This is a genomic window from Parviterribacter multiflagellatus (genome assembly GCF_056863265.1).
On record NZ_JBXPIZ010000018.1, the window covers coordinates 1 to 820 of the forward strand.

Consider the following 820-nt stretch of genomic DNA (forward strand, 5'->3'; position numbering starts at 1 on the left):
GTGGCCAGGCGGCGGCCGCGCGGGCCTACGGGGCGGCGGCGGGACATGCGCACGACGCCGCCGACCGGGCGCGCCTCGCGCTGGCCGCCGCCGTGGCCGCCGACCGCGCGGGCGATCGCGCGCCCGCCGTGGCGCTCCTGGGAGAGGCTCGCGGGGCGGAGCGCGAGCGCGTCCGGGTCCTGCTCGACGTCCGCGGCAGCGACCCGGCGGGCGGCGCGGCGCGCGCGCTCGCGGCGGCGGAGGGTGACGGCCTCGACGCCGCCGCGCGCGCGGCGCTGCTCGCGGAGGCCGTGGTCGGCGCCGCGTACGCCGGCGACGCGGAGCTGCTTGCAGCGGTCACGGCGCGGCTCGACGCGGACGGGGACCACCTCACACCGCTGGCCGCCGCGCTGACGCTCCACGCGCGCGGGGAGCGTCAGCCCGCGGCGGACGCGCTGGCCCAGGTGGCGCGCGCCGGGTTCGCGCCCTTGCCCGCGGCGGAGGCCGCCGGCGCGGCGGCGCACGCGGCCGTGCGGCTCGGCGCCGAACGCACGGCCGAGCGGCTCGCGACCACGCTCCACGACGCGTGCCGCGCGACCGGCGCGGACGGCCTGCTCGCCGCGCCGCTCGGCGCGCGCGCCGCGCTGGCCTTCACGCGCGGGCGATGGGAGGAGGCCGCGCGCGACGCGGACGCCGCCGTGACGGCCGGCCGCGCGGGCGGCCACCCGCTGCTCCTCGCCGGGGCGCTCGCCGTCCGCGCCACGCTCCACGCCGCCGCGGGCCGCGCGCCGGCCATCGACGACGCCGACGAGGCGCTCGCGCTCGCCGAGCCCGCGGGCGC

Annotated in this window: 1 pseudogene; it reads left to right on the forward strand. The window is 84.5% G+C overall.

From position 1 onward, the window contains the following. Positions 1-820 (forward strand): annotated as a pseudogene (locus AC1UE5_RS27745) (hypothetical protein); the annotation flags it as partial.